This window comes from Microcoleus sp. B9-D4 (assembly GCF_036705105.1).
Classification (GTDB): domain Bacteria; phylum Cyanobacteriota; class Cyanobacteriia; order Cyanobacteriales; family Microcoleaceae; genus Microcoleus.
The window spans coordinates 81,084-104,341 of record NZ_JAUBTS010000022.1 but is presented as its reverse complement, the minus strand read 5'-3'; the positions used below and the strand labels follow the sequence as shown (position 1 = coordinate 104,341).

The following is a 23,258-nucleotide window of genomic DNA, read 5'->3' as shown; positions in this document are numbered from 1 at the left end:
TGTCCTACCGCTTAGGTATGCGTCCTTGGATCTGCGTCGCTTACTCTGCACCAGTTGCAGCAGCCACCGCAGTATTCTTGATCTACCCAATTGGACAAGGTTCCTTTTCTGACGGTATGCCCTTGGGTATCTCCGGCACATTCAACTTCATGATCGTGTTCCAAGCCGAGCACAACATCCTGATGCACCCCTTCCATATGTTGGGAGTTGCTGGTGTCTTCGGCGGTGCTCTGTTCTCCGCCATGCACGGTTCCTTGGTAACATCTTCTTTGGTTCGCGAAACAACCGAAACTGAATCTTTGAACTACGGTTACAAATTCGGTCAAGAAGAAGAAACCTACAACATCGTCGCAGCCCACGGCTACTTCGGTCGGTTAATCTTCCAATACGCGAGCTTTAACAACAGCCGTTCTTTGCACTTCTTGTTAGGTGCATGGCCAGTTGTCGGTATCTGGTTTACCTCTTTGGGTATTTCCACGATGGCGTTTAACCTCAACGGTTTCAACTTCAACCAATCGGTTATCGACTCGCAAGGTCGTGTCATCAATACTTGGGCTGATGTCATCAACCGCGCTAACTTGGGTATGGAAGTAATGCACGAGCGCAATGCTCACAACTTCCCGCTTGATTTGGCCGCCGGTGAAGTCACCCCAGTAGCAATGGTTGCTCCTTCCATCAACGGCTAAATTTAGCTTTTGATTAACAAAAAGCGCTCCTAGAAATAGGGGCGCTTTTTGTTTGGGCAACTAGAATTTGAGATATTTTTTTCTGTTAAATCCGTTAAATCCCATACACTGCGGGTTTCCGAGCTTCCTTCTTCCCGATCGATCTGATATATTGATTAAGAATTATTATTTTTGGCAATTATCAAAGTGGCGATATTTAACAGGCACAAATTTGAAAAACTCGTGGTTCATAAATCCAAAACATTAGCCTGGGCGATCGCACTTTTCAGCGGCATTTTGATGGCATTGACAACCGCACCAGTAAATGCTTGGCTATTGGCTTGGGTAGCCCTAGTTCCCCTCTGGATTTTGGTTGTTAGTTATGAAAGACCAAAGCAAGAAGTAAAACAACAAAAATTCTTCCTTCTTCCTTCTTCCTTCTTCCTTCTTCCTTCACTCTGGGGAATTGGCTATCACGGATTAGCTTTATCTTGGATTATGGGAATTCACCCGATGACTTGGTTGGGAGTTCCTTGGTGGCCGAGTTTGGCGATCGCACTTTTTTGCTGGGCATTCATCACCCTCTGGGGAGCCGCATTAGTCGCCGTTTGGGCGTGGCTATTTGTAATTCTCAACTCCCTAACTTTACCCGGAAAAAATCCAAATCTTATTCTTAACTCCCCCCCTTTACAAGGGGGGGCTGGGGGGGGTAGCTCCGATCTTATTCTTAACTCCCCCCCTTTACAAGGGGGGGCTGGGGGGGGTAGCTCCGATCTTATTCTTCTTAACTCCCCCCCTTTACAAGGGGGGGCTGGGGGGGGTAGCTCTAAATTTTCAGCATTAACTCGCGTTTTAATTGGCACAGCTTTGTGGTGTGCCTTAGAAAGTATTTGGAGTACAGGTTCGCTGTGGTGGACATCCCTATCATATACGCAAAGCCCCCACAATTTAGCAATATTACACCTCGGTCAACTCTCCGGGCCCAGCGCAGTAACCGCCGCTATTGTAGCAGTAAATGGCTTAATCGCCGAAGCTTTTCTTGAAGGAAGAAGGAAGAAGGAAGAAGGAAGAAGGAAGAATTGGATTGCTTATATTTTGCCTGCGAGTTTGTGTTTAATTTTGCATATTGCAGGATGGAGCTTATACACCAGCCCTTTGAATCAAGAAGCTGCAACCGCTTTAAAAATTGGCATTATTCAAGGCAACATTCCTAACGAGATTAAGTTTGACTCAGCGGGTTGGGCGCGCGCTTTGGAAGGTTACACCATTGGATACAAACAGTTAGCCGACAGGAAAGTCGATGCTGTGTTAATTCCAGAGACAGCGTTGCCTTTTATCTGGACAAACGAGTATCAGCGTTCTACTCTTTCCTTTTACCAAGCTATTCTCGAACGCGGCGTTGTGGCTTGGGTTGGAGGATTCGGACAGCAAGAGAATAGTATCACTAATAGCTTATTGGCGATCGATCGCACGGGAGAAATTATCGGCCGCTACGATAAACTAAAGCTAGTGCCTTTAGGGGAATATATCCCTTTTTACGAAATCTTAGGCGGGATTATTAATCGGCTTTCGCCCTTAGATGCTCATTTAGTACCAGGCAATTCTAAACAATTGTTTGATACGCCGTTTGGCCGCGCCATTGTCGGAATTTGTTACGATTCGGCGTTTGCTGAAATTTTCCGATATCAGGCGGCGAATGGAGGCGAATTTATGCTCACCGCTTCCAACAATGCCCATTACAAACCGCCCATGTTGGATCAACATCATGCTCTAGATGTGATGCGGGCAATTGAAACTGATAGATGGGCAGTTATCGCAACTAATACGGGTTACTCTGCTTTTGTAAATCCTCGCGGCGAGACGGTTTGGAAGTCGGGAATTAATACCTATGAAGTCCGAGATGCTACTATTTATCGGCGACAAACTCTGACTTGGTACGTGCGGTGGGGAGATTGGCTGACGCCTTTATTGTTAGTATTGGCTGGGTTAATGCGGTTTATTGTTAGAAATTAACGTTAGTAAAGAGTTTTAGGGTGGGGCGGGGGCGGGTTTATTAAATCTGTTTGCACTGTGAGGATTATTGGTGAACCCGCCCCTACAGTTCACTAATGACTAATGACCAATGATTAATGACTCTACTTATCTTTCACGTGTTCATGAACGCTAGGAGATAAAGAAATTAAATCGTCGATATTGCGCTGCATGGCAGCACAAATATTGTCCAAAGGCAAATCATTGTCATCGTGCCCGAAGGGATTTTCTATTTCAATGCCGATTTCTTCGATACCGAACAAAGTAAAACTAATTAAAGCCACAACTAAGCCTGTTCCCCAACCCAAATCTTTCACCATTTGAAAGGGCAGTGCCAAACAGTAAAGCAACAATAGTTGTTTCAGGTGAATCGCGTAAGCCAAAGGGATAGGCGTCTTCAAAATCCGCTCGCAGCCGCCTAATACATCAATCATAGAGTTGATCAACTCCTTCATAGCAGTTAACTGATAGACATCAACGCAATTGCCCTCATACTGCTCGTGCAAGTAATCCTCAATCCAAAAGGCAATTTCTAGAGGCGGATTGTTCATCGACTTGAGCTTTTGGTACTGCGCTGGGGACATTAACGGCTCCAACTCTGGATTGACTGATTCTTGCCGCAAGTGCAGTTTAAGGGCCACTGCAAAGGCGGGTAACAGGCGCAGGACTGACTTTTTTAGTTCGATATCCTGCGGGTCTTTTTCCTCAATTGCTACCCAGATTTGGCGCGCCAAATTGCGGACGTTGTTGACTAAAGTTCCCCACATTTTTCGACCGTCCCAAAATCTTTCGTAGGCTGTATTTGTCCGAAAAACTAACAGTAAACCGAGGACAATACTGGGTACAATACTCGACAAAATTGGTAAGGAAACCGGCCACTTAAAAAAGTGCAGCAGGGAAATAAAAACTCCAAAGCCGCCGCACAGCAAAACGCGGGGCAAAATTGAGGGAATGACAGACCCCCGAACCTGTAATGCAATTTTAAACCAAGGTGGTCGATCGCCACTCATGCAAGTCTCCTCATTAAATTAGTAGTCTGCGCCCTAGGGCGGGCAGCGCAAATGCCTGCTACATTTAGTTCTGCAGCTCCCGCTAGTCAATTTGAGATTCGAGATTTTAGATTGACTCCACAGATAAATCTGGGGCGTTTAAACTTTGGTCTAAAATTTTTTGGTCTCCACGACTGCTGTCAGGGCTTATATCCCTATTTGGGTGCGGTGAGAGCTTCCGAAAAAGCTTTCCTACAAACAACTTTTGGATTTTACCCAAAAAACTCATCAGCATCAATCTAAAATCTACAATCTAAAATCTAAAATGGATTGACTGATGCACTTAATTCGGTAAGATTAATCATGTATCTTTAAACCTCAGATTCCGTGCAAGAGCTACCGACATCTGTGCCCCCGCATTTTCACCGATTGCCAAACCAACGGTGGCAAATTTATTCGCCTCAAACACAGCAAGCCGAACAGTTTGCCGCAGAAATCGCTTTGTCTCCTTTGCTGGCCCAGGTGCTGATTAACCGGGGCATCGATTCGGTTAAAGAAGTGCAAGGGTTTATCGAACCGGAATCTCTGGTTTTGCCCGCGCCAATGGATGAGTTTCCAGATTTGGCTGCGAGTGTCAAATTGTTGCGGGAGGCGATTTCGGGAGGGCAAAAAATTGCGATTTGCGGCGACTACGATGCTGACGGGATGACGAGCACGGCTTTGTTGCTGCGAGCTCTCAGGGTTCTGGGGGCGAATGTGGATTATGCTATTCCCAGCCGGATGCGAGAAGGTTATGGGATTAACGATCGCATTGTAGAAGAATTTCACTCGGAAGGTGTCGCTCTCATTCTCACGGTTGACAACGGAATTGCCGCCTACGGCCCGGTTGCTAGAGCGCGAGAACTCGGTGTTAAAGTTATTATTACAGACCACCACGATTTACCCCCAAAACTGCCGCCGGCAGATGCTATTCTCAACCCGAAATTAATTGCAGAATCTTCCCCTTATCGCGGTTTGGCAGGCGTAGGCGTTGCTTATGTTTTGGCGATTACTTTGGCTCAAGATATGCAGAAAGTGGGCGGGTTGGTGAATCCGCTGCTGGAGTTATTTACTTTAGGAACTATTGCGGATTTAGCACCTTTGACAGGAGTTAATCGGCGCTGGGTAAAGCGGGGTTTGCGGCTGTTGCCTCTCTCGCAATTGGCGGGTATTCAGGCTTTGATTCAGGTGGCTGGAGTCCAGCCGGCAAGTGGGGAAAGTTTACCTATTCTCAACTCAAAACTCAAGGGCGGGCACGGGGGCACCGCCCCTACTCAAAATACGTTAAAGCCTGAAGATATTGGTTTTAGGCTTGGCCCCCGGATTAATGCTGTGGGGCGGCTGGCTGACCCTCAAATTGTGATAGAGTTGCTGACTACGGACGATCGCGAATTGGCTCTTAAAAACGCGATGCAGTGCGAACAAATCAATCAGCGTAGGCAGGAGTTGTGCCAGGAAATTGAGCAGGAAGCCATCGCTTGGTGCGAGAAAAGGGCGATAGACTTGCAGCAAGAACGAGTTTTAGTTGTCGTGCAACCGGGTTGGCACCACGGGGTGATCGGGATTGTAGCTTCTCGGTTGGTGGAACGCTACGGCGTACCTGTGTTTATTGGTACTTTTGAGGATGAGGGCGGGCACGGGGGCACCGCCCCTACAACCTCATCCTCCTCCGTGCCCCCGTCCCCGCCCGCTAAAATTGTCCGGGGTTCGGCGAGGGGAATTCCTGAGTTTAATGTATTTGACGGGCTGAATTTTTGCGCGGATTTATTAACTAAATTTGGCGGACACAAAGCGGCTGGCGGTTTTTCTATGCCTGCTGATAATCTCGAACAATTCCGCAATCAATTGTCAATTTTTGCCAATCAATGTTTGCAGCCGGAACACCTTAAGCCGCTGGTTTCAGTTGATGTGCAGGCCGATTTGGCTGAGATTAATCTTGACCTTTACAGACAAATTGATGCTCTGGAACCTTGCGGGATTGAAAATAAGGCTCCTGTATTTTGGACGCCTAATGTTTGCATAACTGAACAGAAAATTGTTGGTAAAGGAGGTCACGTTAAACTAACTGCAACTCAAGATGGAAATGTATCGGCTAGTGTGAAGGCGATTGCTTGGCGTTGGGGGGAATATTTTCCTTTGCCTCGGCGGGTTGATATTGCTTACCGATTGCGGGAAAATAGTTTTAATGGCAAGACATCGGTTGAGTTAGAATTGTTGGGTGTCCGGCTACCGGCAAATGCTGCTACTTCCAGGCCGCCGAGGTTCGGAAAAGTTGAGTTTGATTATTGCGATCGCACTTATTCTTGCAGTCTGTCTCCCGCCGGCTCGATCGAGGAATTGAGAATTCGCAACTCTCAAGGACAAGTTTTGGCTGTTGCACCCGGACAAAACATCGGTTTGTTAGGCAACTCCCGCAAAGATGCTAGAGAAGTCGATGTATCTCTACCTTTTTTTGAGAATTTGATTCAAACTGCTAAACACGCCCTTGGTATTTGATAACTCAGTATTTCATAAGAAAGCTCGTGCTGCTGGGAAAATTGGCGATCGAGCGTTGTGAATTTTGCCTAATTTAAAACTCAAAACTCCCAACTCTCGATCGCCGCCTAGCGTGCTATAATTACAGGTCGCCGCCTTTAGCTGCCAAGAGAAAAATCACGATCGGGCCAGAAAGTACGACGGCTGCGAGTAAAGCTACCTGAACAATGAGTTGGTAGTCTACACCACCCATACCACTGAAAAGATCGGTTATAAAGTCCATGTGTCCTCCTGACTGTAGTGATTAAGTCTAGATTGTTGAATTAGAAAATCCGCTTCTGATTTTACCGGGCGATCGACCCTATTTTTTAAGGAAGTTTACAAAATTCAACAAAATGTAAACTACGATCAACCTCTCAGTCACAGGAAACCAGGGACTTGATGCCCCTTCCCGGCAAGTCCCCCCAATCTAAAATCTCAAATCTAAAATCGAACCGCCCCTTCGGGATATCCGCCTCCGGCGCTGGCAATTGATATACTTGAAGAGCTTTAGTCTCCTAAAGTTTGGCATTTTCCACATAATGCTCCGAATCTAAAATCTAAAATCTAAAATCTAAAATCTAAAATCAAACTATGGCTACTTGGCGTTGCGTAAAGCAGTGCGGTGCTTGTTGTTACCTCGACCCAACAGAGCGCCCAGACTTAGACGAGTATTTATCTGAAGACGAATTAGCGCTTTATTTGAGCTTAGTCGGAGAGGACGGTTGGTGTATAAATTTTGACAAAACCACCAGAGAATGCGGAATTTATGCCGATCGACCGCGCTTTTGTCGGGTAGACTCAGAGGTGTTTGAGGAAATGTACGGGGTTGAGCCGACTGAATTGAACGATTTCGCGATCGAGTGCTGCTTGGAGCACATTGAAGATCTTTATGGCGATCGATCTTTGGAAATGATCCGCTTTAACTCTGAAGTCGGAATTCTCGCCTTACCTGACGGTGTTGCATAATTGCGGGATGATTTTGATTGTTTTGTCGGATGGGATCTCGTAGCCCGAAGGCGTGTATTTTCACAGCAGGCGGGACACCCCACAACCATCCTCCTCAAATTGTGCAACGCCTACCTGACAACAACTAACAATCTCCTGGTTTCTCACCGGGAGAGTGTCAAAATAAACAAATCAAGGAAATATCGCGCAGTTGAGTTGAGCTATGAGTAATCGAGAGGGTTTTACAGGGGGATTTATTGCCGGAGCTGCAGTTGGTGGCTTGGTGGGTGCAGTTTTAGGCGCGGTGCTGTCGCGGCGCGCTGCTGAAGCTTTGCTGAGTGAACCTTCAGACGCAAAAACCAGAAAAATCCGCCAGAGGAAAGCCAGCCAACTCGAAGCCGAAGGGATGGAAGTAGCAAGGCTGAGTTTAGAAGATAAAATTGCCCAGCTAAATCAGGCAATAGATGACGTGCGGCTGCAACTCGGCGACGTAAACGGCAACGCGCAGCAGCACAACAGCGAGGGTTCGATCGCCCAAGACTCCTGAATCCATTTAAAATTTTAGATTAGTCTGGCAGATCAATGGGGGCTACTAACATCTTGCGCTATTCTCAACAACTGGCTTTTGGGCCTGTTCCACAAACAGTGAATTTTATTGTGGGGAGTAGGGGTTGGGCATCCTATCCTGCCCGCCCGTAAACAGCCTGATGCTCCCCCTCTCCCCCAGGGCGGTTTGATTATCAGAAAAACCAAGATTTTGTAGGGGCGGTGCCAAGAGTGCCCGCCCTGGCCCATAGACGAGCGCATCGGGGTTTCAGATATAGGGGCTCTTCACGAGGGATTGCCCCTACAAGAGAATGAAACAGCCCGGCCCTCTCCCCCTCTCTCTCCCCCACCTATGCTAAACTTTAAGTTAAAGTGTCTGTAAACTTTACTCAAACTACAAGCAAAATTTATGAGTTCTTCCATAGGCCTTTTGGCAACCACGCTGTCCACATTTCTGCAAATCTATGTAGCCCTGATGATTATTCGGGTGCTGTTAAGCTGGTTCCCTAACATCAATTGGTACGACCCCCCGTTTTCAATTTTGAGTCAGTTAACAGATCCTTACCTCAATCTATTCCGCTCGATTATCCCCCCCTTGGGAGGGATTGACTTTTCGCCACTGATTGCGTTTTTTGTACTGCAGTTCGGCTCGGAATTCTTGATCGGTCTTTTGACCAGCTTGCAAACATCCTTGTAGTTTGAAAAGCTTAAGTTTTTAAGCATCTAGCGTAAATTGTTTGGCCGACATAGCGGCCGACAACTAAATTTTAGATTTGACATTTTTAGATAAACTCCCCGGTTGAAAAGCTGGGGAGTTCATCGTAAATTAGAAATGAGAAATTGCCGGCCACTCAACAATCGAAAATCGAAAACTGCATCGCAATTTCACGGGCTGCCAACCCAAAATCTCCAAGAGTTTTGTTAGCGGCGAACCACGCCAGTAAAACCTGTAGCTTTAAATTGCTTGAGTTTCAAAGGTGTTCGTTGATTGGCTGCAACGGAAATTCTGAGCTGAAAATCGCTAACTCCTGGAGGAACTTCTTCTATAGAACCCAAGCGAGTCCGGTTTTGCATCACCGGATTGTCGTCGGCATCATAAATGCGGCCGAAAATATCGGCATTGACAACGGGTTTGCCGGTACTATTTTCAGCTTTCCCAGTAATCAAAAAGCAGTTAGCTTCCATAGAACTGCCACTGGTGACTGTTCCTTCTCCCATTTCGGCGGGACATTCGCGATAAGAAAGGTCGGAAAGTTTAATCTGCGTCAGAGCCCAAGCAGGTGGAGTGAATACCAAACTAAAAATTCCGATTAGGCAAGTAGCAAAAAAAAGGCTGATAGCTCGAAATTTCATAAATTGCGGGGCAAGTATATTTTAATTCTCAGCTTAGCGCGAATTGGGCCTCAAATTCCTCCTTATAGGAATTCTGAAAACTACAGCTAGTTTTTTAAGAAATGGCATTAATCTAGACCTAAATGCTGTCGCAAGGCTTGGCGCATCACATCGACTGGGACGGATTCTTTGTTGAGCCAAATTTTTAAGGCGGCTGCTCCTTGTTGAACTAGCATTTCGAGTCCGTCAATAGCTCGCGCTCCCCGAAGCTGTGCGTCTTTGAGAAACTTGGTAGGATTAGGGGTGTAAATTAAATCATAGACGATCGCACCTGCGGAAATTCGATCGAGCGCACCAGCCGCAACCGGCGACTTTTCCCCCTGCGGATACATCCCCACAGGCGTTGTGTTCACCAGCAAATCTGCCTGCGAGATTAAGCTTGACAAATTATCCCAAGTATGAACCTGCAAATTCTGCACGGGCATCGGAGAATTGACCCAACTCTGCTGAAATTCCCCTAAATTTTGTTCGCTGCGGCCGACAACGTGAATCTGGGCACATCCCAATTGAGCGCATCCAGCCACAACAGCTCTCGCAGCCCCGCCATTCCCCAAAATTACCGCTACTTTCTGACTCCAATCGGAACCCCCCCTAGCCCCCCCTTGGTAAGGGGGGGGACAGGATTCGACAGCCCCCCCTTGGTAAGGGGGGGGACAGGATTCGACAGCCCCCCCTTTGTAAGGGGGGGGACAGGATTCGACAGCCGTATTGCCCGTTTCTAAGCCAGAGGTCGCGTCTTTAGCCCCCCCTTGGTAAGGGGGGGTTGGGGGGGTTTGCAGCGGCGCGAGAAAGCCTTCAACGTCAGTATTTGTGCCGCACCAACCTTTGTCAGTCAGGTATACGGTATTGACTGCGCCGATCGATCGGGCGATCGGGGAAACTTCCGACAACAGCGGTAGGATTGCTTGTTTGTGCGGAATCGTGATGCTAAATCCCCGAACGCCGATCGCCGCAAATCCTGCAAGAGCAGCTTTTAAATCCTCTGGTTTTACCGGAAACGGCAAGTAAACAAAATCGACTCCCAAGTGGGAAATAGCAGCATTGTGCATCGCCGGCGACAGAGAATGTTCGACGGGATGACCAATTACTCCCAACAGTTTAGTAGTGCCTTTAATCATTTTTGTTAGTTGACTGTTGACTGTTGACTGTTAACGGTTGACTGTTGATCGGGCAATGCTGTTGACTGTTGACTGTTGACTTTTGTTAGTTTTCATAGCACATCCTGCTACAATAACGCCCTTATTCTTTAGTCCGCTAGAAGTGAACTTCGTTTGACCGAAGAGCGATTTCAACCATCAACTGTCAACTGTCAACTGTCAACTGTCAACTGTCAACTGTCAACTGTCAACTGTCAACTGTTTCCCGAAACTCTTTGGCGTCAGCCAAAATCGGATTGACATCAAACCAATAATCTTCGCCGTAACGGTATTCAAACACCCAGAGACTCCGCAGCAATATTTGGTATTTAGTTTCCCCGTTCACAGTTTTGGTAGCGGATACTTGGCGCAGCAATTTCCACTCATCGGGTTCGATCGCCAAAGTAAGCTGGTGGCGGCGCTGGACGATCACATTTTCCAAAGTTTCCCGCGACAGAGGAGGGTCTTGTTTCTGCAGACAGCCATACAGTAGTTGCAGCAAATTGCGGACATGACCGCCGCTGACTCGACACAGGCGATCGAGAGTTTCCGCAGAGTCGAAAACTTTGCCTACCAAAGCATAGCGCTGCGAAGGGTGCACTGTGGGAAAGGCCCGCGCCAGAACCATCTGCCGCAGCAATTCCACACCCTCAGAGCACTCAGAACCGTCGCTCAACTGCACCGGCACCATCGGCAAAACCTTCGGATCTACCCCAAATCGATTGGTCAACTGGCCCAAATCGTTAGAGAAAATCAGCACCAAAGGAATTGTATACACGACGTGGCAATTTAGTCTTGCCAACTGTTCGCCGCGATCGACAAACAGGTATTCCGGCTGCAGCCGCCCCGTCGGTTTCGCACACAGGTGTATGCGATCGAGATTGTCGATAATTACTACAAGTCCTTGTTTCCCTTGGCGTTTGAGTTCTTGATTAGCCGGCTCCAGCAACTCCTTATTAAGCGCATCTAAAATTACGTTAGTTCGCGGCTCCAAATATTGCCTCAACTCCGATCGCAGATTCGGAGCATCTTTCGCCTTAGCAGTAATTTTCCCAATTCCCAACGCCAGAGAAAATTCTCCCTCCGTGCTGGCATTTATTTCCCCAAAACCAGGGAAATTAGCTTCAGCGCTCAAGTCTATTTGAGTTTGAAAAACATCAGCAACCCCTTTGAGCAAAGCTTTAAAACCCGTCGGTTGCAGCTTGATTTTCATTTTCTCAATGCTTTCGCTCACCTGACGAGCAACGCTCAACAAAATGTCAGTGATATCTACATCTGCCATGTCTAAGTCTTTACTCGACTCAAAGTAAACAACATGAAATCCTTGTTGCTGCAATTGAGCTTGCAGCCGCAGCAATTCTGTTGATTTACCAGAGCCGATGTGACCGGTGAATAATTGACAGGTAGGTGCATCCGGGGACAGACGGCTGATGGTGCGCTCCAATTGTTCGACGATTGTGCCGCCCCGCACTGATGAGAAATCGATATAGTATTGTCGGTCTTTTTGATTTGCTACTGCCAGGGTGTAGCTGGGATTGCAGGCGCTATAAAATTTCTGTAAATTTAGTTCCATACCCTGTTCCATCTTTCACAACATTATGCCCTAATACCTTATTCGTTTCGCTACTTTACTAATCAGAACAAGTGGCCCGTTTATTCGGCTGTTTTATTTTGCGGTCAATATCTTGATGTAGCTCATACAATTTTAGATTTTAGATTTTAGATTTTAGATTTTAGATTTTAGATGGGTAATGACTCATCACTATCGGGTTTGGGTTCTTCCCTCCCTGGCTATTCTTTTTTTAAACTTTTATCATCATACGCACTCACCAATTATACCTATTTTGTGCCTAGAGGGAATGAATGGAAGTCACTAATACCCCCATAAATAAGTAATTTATCCTCGTACAGCGAGCGCGACTTCATTGGCATCACAGACGAAAATTTGGCAGTAATGTTCTCGGATCACAGTTGCTATTTGAGTACGGTTAACCGAATACAAAAAGGGTCGGTGTTAGATCGATATACCCAGAGCCCCGACTTCTTTAAGAAGTCGGGGCTCTAATAGAAAAGCGTTTTACATTTAATTAGAGCGACCTACTTATTTTTGAGCAATTCTACCATTTTGTGACCGACACCTGCTGCCGAAGCAGGGTTTTGGCCTGTGACGAGCCTCTCGCTCGCAACAACGCAAACTTCAAAATTAGGAACTTTCGTAAAATTAGCCCCGCGTTCAATTAATTTTGACTCCAGCAAAAACGGCACTATTTCAGTCAATCCCACAGCGGCTTCCTCTTCATTAGTAAAAGCAGCCACAGTCTTATTTGCAACCAGGTACTCACCATCAGACAACTTAATATTAATTAATGCCGCCGGCCCGTGACAGACAGCACCCACAACGCCACCTGCTTCGTAAATAGCAGCAGCAATCCCGGCAAGTTCCTGGTTATCCGCAAAATCCCACATTGTACCGTGTCCCCCAGCGTAGAAAATAGCGCTATATTCTGCGGGGTCAATTTGTGCAGGATTGAGCGTATTTTCCACTCGCGCAACCTGTTGCAAATCCTCTAAAAAAGCCTTATTTAGCTGGTCTTCTAAATCAACCCCAACCATTGGAGCTTTGCCGCCTTTGGGGCTGACAAAATCTACCGTTAATCCCGCTTTAGTAAATGCGTCCAAGGGATGCGTCACCTCTGGGAGATAAAAACCCGTTTCTTTACCAGTGTCGCCCAGTGTATCGTGGCTGGTTAAAACAATCAGAACTTTTTGGGTAGTCATAGTCTATTCCTTTTGCGGGTGTCTTTGTGCCTGTTATTTTCATCCTAGAGCGAATTTATCTAAAATACAAATTATGAAAGTTTCGTGTAAGTATAAATAAATTTATAGCCACCGTCATTCCGACCTAACCACTGTCATTCTGAGCGAAGCGAAGAATCTCCGAGATTCTTCGCAGTCCTGAACCTTGTGAAGGATCAGAATGACACATAGGCTTTGCCGAAGTCCTATTGCCGAAGCCTCTGAAAGAAAGACAGTTGCCAAAAATCCAACTGATGTTATAATTTTATCAATTTCAATAAATATATAAACACGAGGCAGAGCCTCTGGATCTGCGTTCCCAAGCAGAGCCTTGCAACGAGAAATTTTAAACTCATTAGTCCACTTAAGTGGACTTGAGCTATGAGACAGGGATTTCAATCCCTGTCGGACTCTCCTACCTACCGATGGACCCCGATCGCCCCAAAAGTGCGATCTGTTGTGCCTCCACTCCGCCGGGGATTGAAATCCCCGTCTCATAGCTCAAGTCGGTTAAAAACCGACTGAACAGTCAAATTAAACCATCCCTAACCTAATTTCAGTGTATTTCTTAGTCCTTGACAGAAGAAGGACTCTTCGTCCTCACTACGAACCCGCATCGATCGCCCGATCGCGAATAATCTCAAGCCGGCGATCGGATTCGCTGCGAACTTCAGATCCTCCATCTACAAGTAGAGAGTGTGCCAAGATTAAATTATCATCCCAGAAACTATTTTGTTTTATTTATCCAAAATTTCTTTACCCGAAAATCTTCCTAAATCTATTGCCAAATTATTCAAATCATTGATTGACAAAACCTTTTCTATCTTTTTTGATTTACACTTAATTGAAATTTTATAAAAATTATCTTTGGTGAGAGGTATATTAAACGAGCCATCCCTATTTGCTTTGGCTAATCCAATAATACTATCCTTACTATTCTTAACGACGATTTCTGCTCCTCCTGCACCAAAAAGATTAGTTACATAAGCGCCGTTAGGTACTTCTTTAATATATTTCATACCTAATTTTTCAACTACCTCTTTCTTTAAATCACAAGTAAAAACAATCTTACCCGTTAATTTTACATTATTTTATCCAACATTTTTAGAATTGGAAGAGAATGTTAAAGTTGAATTAGAAGTATTTACAAAACTGGGAATATTTGTTGAGTTTGCTATATTAGAATGTTAGGGAGTATTTTGTGTTTTATTAGAATTTCCATATCCACTTAAAGCACAAACTAACAAGCTAGATCCAAGCATTAATAAAAACTTTGTGTACATAATATTTTGAGTCAGCGTGCGAGACAAACTCTATTATACCACAGCCGACGCTATAGCAAAAAAATCGCAATCATTCTCATCTGCGATCGCTATCACTGCATAGGCATCCTAATTATGATCACAAGTATAGGCAAATCCAATTACTACGGTTTTGAATATGTCTAAAACTTGATTAATATGAGTTCGTTTATACTTTCTGATCAGTCCAGCCATAGTTGTTCATTCCCATTCGACTTTTATGATGCTTGAGGAACTCTTGAAAATGTGAAAACTTCTTAATTTTTACACACTAATCAATCAAATTGCCCGCTTTGTCAATAGTGTGCGATTGCCAACCATTTCTCACCCTGGCCAGCCCGTTATCAAATTTTTCTGCCTCATCAAACTGTGGTTCGATAACTATCTCACCCTTCTGATTCATATAGCCCCACTTATTATTTATCATCACAGGGGCGACTCCTTCGCAGAAGTCTAAAGCCCCATCTAAGGACTTTTTATTGATTGGATTACCTTGTTTATTGATGTAACCATAAGTTTTATTAACACTTCTTACCCTTGCTAGCCCTTCACAAAATTTGCCGCCCCATAAATAGTGAGGTTGGATAACTATTTTGCCTGTTTGATCGATATAGCCAACATGATAACCTAGCCCAACTCTTGCCAGCCCTTCGGAAAATTTTTGCGCTGAACTAAATTGAGCCTGAATGACTACCTCACCTGTCCGAGTTTCATAGCCCCAGTTCCCAGATTCCTGAAATGGTACTGGTAAATTATCCAGGGGTTCTAATTCTGCTGTAGTCTGTTTTAAGGCGTTTAATGCTTCAGTTGCATCTCTGTAGCGGTGGCGGAAATTATGCTGCACCATTTTGGCCAAAATATCCGCTAACCATTTGGTGACATTGACCTGCTCGCACCAACTATGTTTGGGAATTCGATCAACTGCTAACCCTGTTAGAGCTTGGATTGCCATTCGTCCTAAACTATAGATATCGCTTGCCAACTGTGGGTTGCCATCAATTTGTTCAATCGGCATATAAGAGAGAGTACCAATCCCAATTGTGCTGGAGATATTCTCTATCCCAGGAATCACTTCTTTAGCAGCACCAAAGTCAATTAGGATTAGCTTATGATCTGAATATCGTCGCATAATGTTGCTGGGCTTGATATCTCTATGAATTACACCCTGCTCATGTACATAAGCCAGCACTTTCAGCACCCCTTGCAACAGTTCGATCACCTCATCCTCACTCCAGGGTTTACCGACAGTGATTTCGTTTCTCAGGTCATGTCCTTCAATATACTCCTGAACAATATAAAAGTCTTGATTTTCCTCAAAATAATCGATATAATTTGGAATTTGGTCATGCTCCTTACCAAGCGTTATTAAAATTTCAGCTTCATGCTTAAAACGGCCAACCATATCTGAATCGTCTTTTCTGTTAGGTTTTAGCAGTTTAACAACGCATTTACGCTGAGGAACCGAGAGTTTTTGTGGGGATTCGGCTAGATAAGTTTCGCCAAAACCGCCCGAACCTAATTTTTCTTTAAGGAGATAGCGTTGTTGCAGTATTTTACCGATCATTTTCCTAACCTTACCCGTCTATTTTTATTAATCACAAATTATTAGAGGAAACACTTAAAAATTTTGGATGTAAGAAACGATATCCAGTCTCTTACTACAAAATCACCATCCTCCGCGACCTCTATCGCCCCAAGTGAATATCCTATAAAAAAAGGGCTAGCAATTACACCAGCCCTTCCCTTAATGTTAGATGTTAAATTAGCACTAATTTAACATCTCAAACCTCAAATCAATCTAGCTTCTGTCAGTAGCAGCTACTGGTTCAAAGCTTGGAACCACCAACTCACCATTCTGCTTAGTGAGTTGATTGTACAGCCTTTCGGTATTCGGGAAATTCGCAGCAGGCAGAGTCGGAAAGCGACGGTAAGGAACAGTATCCTCGCCAAACGCCTCGGCATATTCAACGCTGTTCAACATCGCGTTGATAAAGCCCTTAATCCCTTTACTTGCCAAGATTTGGTTGTACGTCCGAATCTCCGCTTGATTGCGGGGAGCGCGGCCCAAGAAGTGCTTCGTACCCAACTCAATCACCTTAGTATTGGGATAAGGTGCGTAGAACTGTTTGACGTACAGCGACGAGCAACCCAAAGCCTCAATGAACTCCTTGAGATTGATTTCATTGTTGCCCAGTTTGCTTTCGAGCGCCGTGAATTCATTCTTCACAACATACGGGTTGATGTCGCGCTCAAAAATTTGACGGTAAGCAGCTTGAATTAAAGTTTTCAAAGCTACTTTGTCCGAAGTATTCGTCAGCTTGAACACCTTAGTTTGTTCGCGCCGCTTGCTGACACCTTGAGCGAGGCTATTTTGTAACTCGAATTCGCCCCGATCGAGCGCAGTGCCGAGTTCGATAAATCGAGGAGTTTCGGGCGTCTGAGCTTGGACATTTTGCTCAGCGATGGAACCCGATCGCATCGTCCGCATCGACAAACCACCGGGAGTCACATAGCGCTCGTAGGGAACTGTATCTTCCCCAAAAGCTTCGTTATACTCCATGCTGTCCATGATGCTATCGACCAGCGCGTAGAAACCCTTCTTAGCACAAATGTCAAAGTAAGCGTTCATTTCCTGACGGCCATAGGTAGGGCGTCCCAGGAGTCGGCGGTGAATGTACTCGATCGCCTTACAAACGTAGAGCTTGCTCCAGTACATATTGCGGAACACGTCAGACTTCGCCAACATCCGAATAAACTCGCGCATCGGAATCTCGCCGTTTTCCAGCTTAATTTCCGCCACCTTTTGGCGCTGGCCGTCGAACACGTCGCGACCGAACACTTGCAGGTAAGCTGCCCGAATCACCGCTTGTGTGGAACTTTCGGTAAATTTGACACTGGAAGCGTTGCTGTAGCTGCTAGAGACACCGCGGGCAGTTTTCTTGGAAGCGACATAGTTGCTCGGTAACTGGTCTAATTTAAAGACCTTGGGGCCCAGAGAGCCTGGAGCAGCACCGCGAGCCGCCGGATTGCTCAACTGATTGTCAATACCTGCACCTTGACGGATCAGGATACGGCGAGTGTCTTTGCCGAAGGGAGCCGGACGGCTCTTGGGGTTGCGAGTTTCTTTCGGGAAAATCGCGCCGAACTGAATTTCTAAGGGGTCATTGCCAACACCGTAAACGTGCTGGTCTGGCAGAGGCTGGGTGTAGCCAGCAAACAAGGTGATGAACTGAGGAACCTTGCGGAACGGAGCGCTGAAATTGAACAAATCAATTTGCGGGCCCCAGTTGCGACACTCCTGAGCTTCTTGGCCCAAACCGCGTAGGTAAGGCACTGTTTCTTCGCCAAAGTAGTCGGAATATTCCTGGGAATAGACCATCGCGTCTACAAGGGCTGGCAGGCCACCTTTGCTGACGATCGCAAAATACTTGCTAAATTCCTCCCGCGAGCTCAAACCGCGGCCGAGGAAGTGGCGGGCGGCAAGTTCTACAGCGCGGCTGTTGACAAACGGCTCGTAGAATTGCTGACGGTACAGAGGAGATTTGCCAAGGCGGCGAATAAACTCTTTCATCGAGATTTCGCCATTTTTGACCTTGGATTCCAAGTCAGAAATGCTTTGGCTGTATGCGCGGCTAATGTCGCGCTCGAATACTTGGCGGTAAGCTGCTTTGATTACTTCCAGCTTTTCGGCCGAAGACAGACCGGTTTTCATGACGAATTTCGATCGGCGCTCGGCTGCGTTGAAGTAAATTTGAGGCAGTTGTAAGCCTTGCTGGTCGTTGCTTTCGCGCTGCCGCACCTTGTCTGAAGGTGTGGGAGCTTTGAATTCGGTAATTGCTACGTCGAAATACTGTCCGACGATCGCCGCGGCCTCTGCATTGTTTTTGAAATATCCCAAAGATGCAGCCTTCATTTCCTGCATTGCCACAATTGTGGCCGCCGAAGAGCAAGCATTTTCGATGATTTCCCGCAATCCGCGCACGTTCACCGAAATAATGTTCGGGTCGCCAGCTACGATCGCGTAGGTGATGTAACGCAAAAACCAGCTCAAATCCCGCAGAGATTTGGTCATGTTGCCAGGGCCGTAGCGCGAGACATTGATCGGCTGAAATCCTGCTGGGATTGGGCCGCTGTAGCCGCCACCGTTGCCAGAAAATAGATTTCCCAGTCCCAAGAAACCACCGCCACCGCCACCGCCGTTGCCGCCGCCTGCGCGACCTTCAACGTAGGTAACAGTTCCCAGTTTCATGCCTTCAGAGACATTGCCCGATCCGCCGCGAGCCGCACCTGCCATAGCCATCGCAGGTTCTTGTGGTCTTTCCAAAAATGCCAGCGGGGAACCGCCGGTAAAAATCCGGTTGGCTGCGCGGGATACTATCAGTTCCGAGTTTTGGGTCAGCGTCGCAGAGATATCGATCCGAAGAGCCCCGGAACTGAAATAACTTGCCAGTTCGCTGAGTTCGCCCCGCTGTAGAAAGCGGTCTTGCTGTTCTGCTTGCGAAATTGTTGCGACCGGTACAGTTTGATATAGTTGCGGACGCGCAACCGAGCTTCCACCACTTGCTTTTACAGTCATTAGACTCTTTCGCTCCCTATCTAAATCGTTGCAGCATTTAACCAGACTAACCTTGCCTTCTGATGCAGGTCAAAGTAGGTATTTTTGCTTTGTTTACTTTTTGCCTTTACCTGTCACGAGGTTCGGGCGCGCTTACTTTCTTAGATTAAAATGTTTTGGTTTCATCTTTCTGCCTGCGGGGAAATGTCCGATCCGAAGGCAGGCACGGGGTACTCCCTCCGCTGCACTCCGCCGACATACCCGTGGAAAAAAAGACTCGGCAGGAGAGTTGCCTTTGGGCGATCGCAGCCAGTGCCTTGAATTAAAGGAAAAGAAAATCAAAAATTTTCTTCTGCCTGTTTCGGGGCTGTTGACTTTCTGCGGAAAGACGCCTCCGCTTTACCCGACAGTTCAGCGGTGGGCTATTGACAGTCCTTGTTTGTTAAAAAGCCTGTCGAGATTTATTGTATAGATTTAAGAGAGCTTATATGAGAAAAAATGATAAGTTTTATTACGCAGAAGCTGTCAACCGATTTTAGATTTTAGATTTTAGATTTTAGATTGAAGAATCGACCCCACCGATAAATCCGGGGGCCCGGAGCAAATTGCTGTGGGTCAGTGGTCAGCGGTCAGTTGTCAGTCAAATCCCGAATCCCCAAGCCCAACAAATGTCACCTATGGATACTACGCCTGATATCAGTGCTGCCGTGCGGCGGCTTTACGATACCTTCCCTTTCCCGCCCGATCCTTTGTCAGATGAACCGCCCCCAGGATACAACTGGCGCTGGAGTTGGCCTGATGCTTACAATTTTTGCACCGGCCAAAAGCCACCAAAACTAGATGTTCGGATTTTAGATGCTGGCTGCGGCACTGGTTCGAGCACCGATTATCTGATTCACCTCAATCCTGAAGCTTCGGTGACGGCGATCGACCTGAGTGCGGGTGCTTTGAAGGTAGCACAAGAACGCTGTCGGCGATCGGGAGCGCGCGAAGCTGATTTTCGCCACCTCAGCTTGTACGATGCCGCCGAGTTAGAGGGCGAGTTTGATTTGATCAACTGCGTGGGCGTACTGCACCACTTACCCGATCCGATCCGGGGCATTCAAGCGCTGGCGGCGAAGTTGGCGGAGGGCGGTTTGATGCACATTTTTGTGTATGCTGAGCTCGGACGCTGGGAAATTCAACTGATGCAAAGGGCGATCGCACTTCTCCAAGGCCCGCAAAAAGGTGACTATCCCGATGGTGTGAAAGTCGGTCGTCAAATCTTTGCTTCTTTACCAGAAAACAACCGTCTTGTCAAGTACGAAAAACAGCGTTGGGCAGGAGAAAATCAGCGAGACGAATGTTTTGCTGATATGTACGTTCACCCGCAGGAAATTGACTACAATATCGAGACTTTGTTCGAGTTAATTGACGCTTCGGGATTGGAATTTATCGGTTTCTCAAATCCGGGATATTGGCAGTTAGAAAGACTTTTGGGGAAAGCGCCGGAATTGATAGAAAGAGCTCAGGGTTTGACGGAAAGAGAGCTTTATCGATTAATTGAATTGTTGGATACGGAAATCACTCATTACGAGTTTTTCTTGGGCAAAAAGCCTGTTAATAAAATTGATTGGTCGGATGATGAGGTACTTTTGGCGGCAATTCCAGAGTTGAGTGGTTGTATGCACGGTTGGCCTAGTCAACAAGTGTTTGATTGCAATTACCAATTGGTCAATTTGTCAAGTGCTGAATTTGAGTTTTTGCAAGGTTGTGCACCCCCCCCAGCCCCCCCTTATCAAGGGGGGGAGAAAGAGGGAAGGCCGTCTGGGCAGGGTAAAGGTGGGAAGAGTGTTGGGGAGATTTTGGCGGATGTGGAGATGGGATTGGATGAAGTGCGATCGATCTTATCAAAACAGCTAATTTTGCTAACACCGTGCGATCGGATATAAAAATCGATAACAGGGGAATTGAGGACACGGCAATGCCGTTTCCCTACCCCAAAATAATCGATCAATCCCCCTCGCAACAGATGTAACCATCGCCAGATTAACTGTAGGGAAACGGCACTGCCGTGTCCTGATTGTGGGTAACTTCCCGTAAAATCCCAAATCCCAAATGGATTGACACAAGCCCCCCTCTGCGGCTACGCTTTGAAGTTAGAGGTTGCTTTGCTTGTAGAGGAAGTAGCCCGCGTCGCCCAAAAATCTAGTTGCACTGCCCAAAGCTGTTGGTAGCAGCAATGGACAGCTAACCGCCAAACTGATCACAGCAGTCTGGAGGCTAACGGAGTATCTTAACATCCTCTGTAGCCGCCCTGCTATGTGTTGAAATGCGGGGCGGCTGGGTTTTTGGGTTTTTCTAGAAAACCCAAAACCAGGAGAACATATTATGTCACAGGACTTCTTGCCTGACGACAACAAATTTGCTCGACCGAATGACGACTCAGCAGCAGAATCTGGACAGGATGTGGTGTGTGTAACGGTGACAGGTTCGTCCCAGGGTGTCAGGGAAACCATACTCACTTTGTACCGCCTGGGATTTGCCCAAGTTGGCGATTGGAGTCCCCTACAACGTGCAGCTAATCCGAACCAAGTGATGAGTGTGCTGATTCGCCGTCGGAAGCGCAAAGCGTAGGTGTTTGCTCGTTCCCAGGCTAGAGCCTGGGAACACATTCCATGAGCATCTGCCTCCTGTTTTTGTTTTTATCCGTTAGCGAGGCAGAGCCTCTGGATCTCGGTTCCCAGGCCTTAGCCTGAGAACCAGTTAAGAAGACCAACAAATCTCACTAAATCAGGATAAGAGCATATCCTGATTTAGAGGCTGAAACATCTATAAATCCAGCTAGGCGGGGAAACTACACTTTGCCGCCTAAGCCCTGTAACTTTTGCAGCTACATCGAGAAAACACATATTTTGACATAAAACATTATCAAATTCAAAAATATCCAGAGTATAAACTCAAAAACAGGTATAGTTAGATTAACTACCATCTAAAAACCTAACAAATAAAAGAAGAAAATAATGATCTTTGCTCAAGCTGTTCCAGCACAAGTTATTAACGCCCAAATAGTCAATATTGAAGACGGCGATACACTCACTGTTCGCAGTAATAAAGGACAAAATATAACAGTAAGGTTATCTTGCATTGACGCACCTGAAAAAAATCAAGAAGGAGGAAAAGAGGCATATAATCGCCTTAACACACTACTTCCAAAAGGTACATCAATCAAACTTTACCCTGCATATAAAGGCCTATATGAACACCAATTACTGGTAGTTTTGGTGGTTTTCGACAATAAAAATATTAATTTACAAATGGTGCAAGAAGGGCAAGCATGGGTCTATGAACATTATATTGGTGTTGGTAGATGTAACACTATTGTTAAAGAATTGCGTCAAGGTCAGACTACCGCTCAACATCAGCGAATTGGACTATGGAGTAAAAATAATCCTTGTCCACCTTGGGACTATAGAAAAAATCAGTGTAAATAGAATCCCATTACCCCACAAAAACCTGCACCAATTTGGGAATATGAAAAGACAAATGATTTTGTGATTGTTTCCAAAGATTCTGACTTTCATCAAAGGAGTTTACTTTACGGTCATCCTCCCAAATTTATTTATCTCCGTGTTGGCAATTGCTCAACATCTAAAATTGTTCAAATTCTGCGAGATGAAATCGACATCATTAGTCAGTTTGGAGATAGAGAAGCAGAGAGTATACTGGTATTGTCGTAGTATGAAACCCAAAAAGCAAAGACTGAGGAGCTATTAACTTAAAAAGTTTAAAGGAGTGAAGAAAATCTCCAGCAACTTAAGCTAATATAAAGTTGTTGATCTCTGCTCAATAATCCACTGAAAATGATGAAAGAAGACACCATTAACATCGTTGGTTTTCATGGACATATTTACTTCGACGCTGATAATCGCGATGCCGCAGCGCGTGTACGAGAAGGATTGACTCAGTTTGAGGTGCAGCTTGGGCGTTGGCATGACAAACCCATTGGCCCCCACCCCCAAGCAATGTATCAAGTTGCATTTTTACCAGACGAGTTTGGCAAAGTGGTTCCCTGGTTAATGCTGAATCGTGAAGGGCTCAATATTCTCATTCACCCTGAAACAGGCGACGATGTGGCAGACCACACGAAACATTCTTTGTGGCTAGGAGAGAAACTAGAGTTGAATGTCGAATTCCTGCGACCTAGGACAGGCAACGCCAGCTTATGATCTATCCGCGCCCAAGGCGAGGGCGTTACTTCAGACTGACTTATCGCTGATAATAGATAATTAGCCGCCGATTTGAGACATGGTGCGGCTGTAATTTCCTGTATTTACTAATAATAGTTATAATATCCTTAACACATG

General features: G+C 46.1%; 19 protein-coding genes and 1 pseudogene. 11 read left to right on the top strand and 9 right to left on the bottom strand.

The genetic code is table 11. The features are described from left to right. Positions 1-686: pseudogene (locus tag QUB24_RS15795) on the top strand (photosystem II q(b) protein); the annotation flags it as partial. Between the two features lie 186 nt (positions 687-872). Continuing rightward, positions 873-2,678: an apolipoprotein N-acyltransferase gene (lnt, locus tag QUB24_RS15790; protein ID WP_445300413.1), complete on the top strand. Its 1,806-nt coding sequence runs from the start codon at positions 873-875 to the stop codon at positions 2,676-2,678. A gap of 122 nt (positions 2,679-2,800) precedes the next feature. Here the strand turns inward: lnt and QUB24_RS15785 are convergent, their stop codons facing one another. Next, complete coding sequence (locus QUB24_RS15785; RefSeq protein ID WP_333154075.1) at positions 2,801-3,706, bottom strand: bestrophin family ion channel; 906 nt, start codon at positions 3,704-3,706, stop codon at positions 2,801-2,803. Between the two features lie 366 nt (positions 3,707-4,072). Between QUB24_RS15785 and QUB24_RS15780 the strand changes: the two genes are divergently transcribed. Then, the gene (locus QUB24_RS15780; protein ID WP_333154074.1) at positions 4,073-6,220 is read left to right on the top strand and encodes a DHH family phosphoesterase; all 2,148 of its coding nucleotides are present in this window, start codon (positions 4,073-4,075) and stop codon (positions 6,218-6,220) included. 121 nt (positions 6,221-6,341) lie between these two features. Here QUB24_RS15780 and psb30 read toward each other — a convergent pair whose 3' ends face one another. Further along, positions 6,342-6,482 (bottom strand): photosystem II reaction center protein Ycf12/Psb30, encoded by a 141-nt coding sequence (gene psb30 / locus QUB24_RS15775; protein WP_333054512.1) that lies wholly within the window; start codon positions 6,480-6,482, stop codon positions 6,342-6,344. A 350-nt stretch (positions 6,483-6,832) separates the two neighbouring features. Here psb30 and QUB24_RS15770 point away from each other — a divergent pair, with 350 nt between their 5' ends. The 3 genes from QUB24_RS15770 to QUB24_RS15760 all read left to right on the top strand — a co-directional run bounded on the left by QUB24_RS15770 (position 6,833) and on the right by QUB24_RS15760 (position 8,429). Next, the gene (locus QUB24_RS15770) at positions 6,833-7,207 is read left to right on the top strand and encodes a YkgJ family cysteine cluster protein (protein WP_333154073.1); all 375 of its coding nucleotides are present in this window, start codon (positions 6,833-6,835) and stop codon (positions 7,205-7,207) included. Between the two features lie 202 nt (positions 7,208-7,409). Next, positions 7,410-7,733, top strand: coding sequence for a hypothetical protein (locus QUB24_RS15765; protein WP_333154072.1), 324 nt, complete (start codon positions 7,410-7,412; stop codon positions 7,731-7,733). A gap of 408 nt (positions 7,734-8,141) precedes the next feature. After that, the gene (locus QUB24_RS15760) at positions 8,142-8,429 is read left to right on the top strand and encodes a YggT family protein (RefSeq protein WP_333102770.1); all 288 of its coding nucleotides are present in this window, start codon (positions 8,142-8,144) and stop codon (positions 8,427-8,429) included. 224 nt (positions 8,430-8,653) lie between these two features. Here QUB24_RS15760 and QUB24_RS15755 read toward each other — a convergent pair whose 3' ends face one another. The 7 genes from QUB24_RS15755 to QUB24_RS15725 all read right to left on the bottom strand — a co-directional run bounded on the left by QUB24_RS15755 (position 8,654) and on the right by QUB24_RS15725 (position 18,933). Continuing rightward, complete coding sequence (locus QUB24_RS15755) at positions 8,654-9,085, bottom strand: hypothetical protein (RefSeq protein ID WP_015175619.1); 432 nt, start codon at positions 9,083-9,085, stop codon at positions 8,654-8,656. A gap of 107 nt (positions 9,086-9,192) precedes the next feature. Continuing rightward, positions 9,193-10,242: a shikimate dehydrogenase gene (locus QUB24_RS15750; RefSeq protein ID WP_333154071.1), complete on the bottom strand. Its 1,050-nt coding sequence runs from the start codon at positions 10,240-10,242 to the stop codon at positions 9,193-9,195. A gap of 226 nt (positions 10,243-10,468) precedes the next feature. Continuing rightward, entirely contained in the window at positions 10,469-11,833 is a 1,365-nt protein-coding gene (locus QUB24_RS15745) for a P-loop NTPase fold protein (protein ID WP_333154070.1), read from the bottom strand. A 524-nt stretch (positions 11,834-12,357) separates the two neighbouring features. After that, positions 12,358-13,038, bottom strand: coding sequence for a type 1 glutamine amidotransferase domain-containing protein (locus tag QUB24_RS15740; RefSeq protein ID WP_333154069.1), 681 nt, complete (start codon positions 13,036-13,038; stop codon positions 12,358-12,360). Between the two features lie 755 nt (positions 13,039-13,793). Further along, on the bottom strand, positions 13,794-14,075 hold the full coding sequence (locus QUB24_RS15735) for a hypothetical protein (protein ID WP_333154068.1): 282 nt from the start codon (positions 14,073-14,075) through the stop codon (positions 13,794-13,796). Between the two features lie 553 nt (positions 14,076-14,628). Beyond that, positions 14,629-15,921: a protein kinase domain-containing protein gene (locus tag QUB24_RS15730; protein WP_333154066.1), complete on the bottom strand. Its 1,293-nt coding sequence runs from the start codon at positions 15,919-15,921 to the stop codon at positions 14,629-14,631. Positions 15,922-16,155: 234 nt separating this feature from the next. Next, positions 16,156-18,933 (bottom strand): phycobilisome rod-core linker polypeptide, encoded by a 2,778-nt coding sequence (locus tag QUB24_RS15725; protein WP_333154065.1) that lies wholly within the window; start codon positions 18,931-18,933, stop codon positions 16,156-16,158. A gap of 656 nt (positions 18,934-19,589) precedes the next feature. Between QUB24_RS15725 and QUB24_RS15720 the strand changes: the two genes are divergently transcribed. The 5 genes from QUB24_RS15720 to QUB24_RS15700 all read left to right on the top strand — a co-directional run bounded on the left by QUB24_RS15720 (position 19,590) and on the right by QUB24_RS15700 (position 23,120). Further along, positions 19,590-20,843: a class I SAM-dependent methyltransferase gene (locus tag QUB24_RS15720; RefSeq protein ID WP_333154064.1), complete on the top strand. Its 1,254-nt coding sequence runs from the start codon at positions 19,590-19,592 to the stop codon at positions 20,841-20,843. Positions 20,844-21,282: 439 nt separating this feature from the next. Next, positions 21,283-21,528 (top strand): hypothetical protein, encoded by a 246-nt coding sequence (locus tag QUB24_RS15715; RefSeq protein WP_333154062.1) that lies wholly within the window; start codon positions 21,283-21,285, stop codon positions 21,526-21,528. A gap of 386 nt (positions 21,529-21,914) precedes the next feature. Beyond that, positions 21,915-22,385 carry a thermonuclease family protein gene (locus QUB24_RS15710; RefSeq protein ID WP_333154060.1) on the top strand — a complete coding sequence of 157 codons (471 nt, stop codon included), beginning with the start codon at positions 21,915-21,917 and terminating at the stop codon, positions 22,383-22,385. Positions 22,386-22,391: 6 nt separating this feature from the next. Continuing rightward, complete coding sequence (locus QUB24_RS15705) at positions 22,392-22,631, top strand: DUF5615 family PIN-like protein (protein WP_333154078.1); 240 nt, start codon at positions 22,392-22,394, stop codon at positions 22,629-22,631. A gap of 123 nt (positions 22,632-22,754) precedes the next feature. Then, the gene (locus tag QUB24_RS15700; protein ID WP_333154059.1) at positions 22,755-23,120 is read left to right on the top strand and encodes a DOPA 4,5-dioxygenase family protein; all 366 of its coding nucleotides are present in this window, start codon (positions 22,755-22,757) and stop codon (positions 23,118-23,120) included. The last annotated feature ends 138 nt before the right edge of the window (positions 23,121-23,258 follow it).